This is a genomic window from Sphingomonas sp. CCH9-F2 (assembly GCF_001556735.1).
Classification (GTDB): Bacteria; Pseudomonadota; Alphaproteobacteria; order Sphingomonadales; family Sphingomonadaceae; genus Sphingomonas; species Sphingomonas ginsenosidimutans.
In genome coordinates, this window is record NZ_LSJO01000373.1 from 1 (window position 1) to 1,069 (window position 1,069).

The 1,069-nt window shown below is 67.3% G+C and carries 2 protein-coding genes; one reads left to right on the forward strand and one right to left on the reverse strand.

Features of this window, described 5'->3' with window-relative positions:
* Window positions 1–118: 118 nt before the first annotated feature.
* Entirely contained in the window at window positions 119–322 is a 204-nt protein-coding gene (locus tag AX685_RS23125) for a DUF2256 domain-containing protein (RefSeq protein WP_443026257.1), read from the reverse strand.
* 87 nt (window positions 323–409) lie between these two features.
* On the opposite strand from AX685_RS23125, the gene AX685_RS23130 reads away from it, so the two are divergent.
* Window positions 410–1,069 (forward strand): hypothetical protein (locus AX685_RS23130; RefSeq protein ID WP_231738793.1); only part of this gene is annotated, 660 nt, incomplete at its 3' end.

Here is a 1,069-nt window from a genome sequence, read left to right on the forward strand (position 1 = left end):
TGCCGGACCTGTTCCGGCATTCACCGCACCGCATACTCGCGGTTGATTGCCGCTCCGTGGCCCCCGGAACAGGTGCGGACGACGCGGGACAGGCATTGCGAAACCCACGCCCTCCCGGTCAGATTGACGGCCGCTTCCCCGCCCCACGGCATCGATCGGAGCAATATTTCACCTGCTCCCAGTCACGCGCCCACTTCTTGCGCCACGCAAACGGCCGGTGGCAGCTGGCGCAGGTCTTTTCGGGCAGGTGCGGCTTGCGGTGCGCCACCGCGCGGTGAACGCCCCGCCGCGCGCGCCGATCCCCGCGTCGCGACGGACGCACGAATTGATCCGTTGCGGACTCATCCCCGCTCCCGCCCGCGCACGCCGGGTTTAGGTTCGGGCCAGCAACGATTCGGGGGGATCGACGATGAGAGGGACGTTTCTGGCCGCCTCCGGCGCCATGCTGCTGACGGGCTGCGTATCGGGTTCCGCGCTGTCGACCGATCTGTCGGCGAGGCCGGTCCCCTCGCCGCAGACCGAAGATGCGCTGATCGAGGTGCTGGCCGAATCGCTGGAACAGACCGGCACCCGCACCGATGCCGACGGAAAGTCCCGGCCGATCATGACCTTTCGCGAGCCGCGCGATGCGGGGGAGATCAAACGCTATCTCGCCGCCGGCTTCGCGCTGACCGACATCTATTGCGACCGCTTCTTCCGCGAAACCAACGCCGCGATGCGGCGGCGCAAGTTCGGCCGCGCGCTGACCAACGACGTCGGCACCGCGGTGGGCAGCGTGCTCGGCCTCATCACCTCGGTGCCCAAGGCGGTGGTCAGCGGCACCAGCGCGGTGACCGGCGGTCTCGATTCCACCTGGCGCAATTACGAGGATTCGTTCGTCGTCTCGCCCGAACTGGAAAGCATCCGCTCGCTGGTGCTGGCCGCGCAGGACGATTACCGCCAGCAGACATATCGCGAGGCGTTTCCGGCCGATTACATGACCGCGCGCTCGGCGGTGGTGCGCTATGCCGGGCTGTGCAGCTTCCTGGGAATGAAGGCGCTGCTGAACCCTGTCTCTTATACACATCTC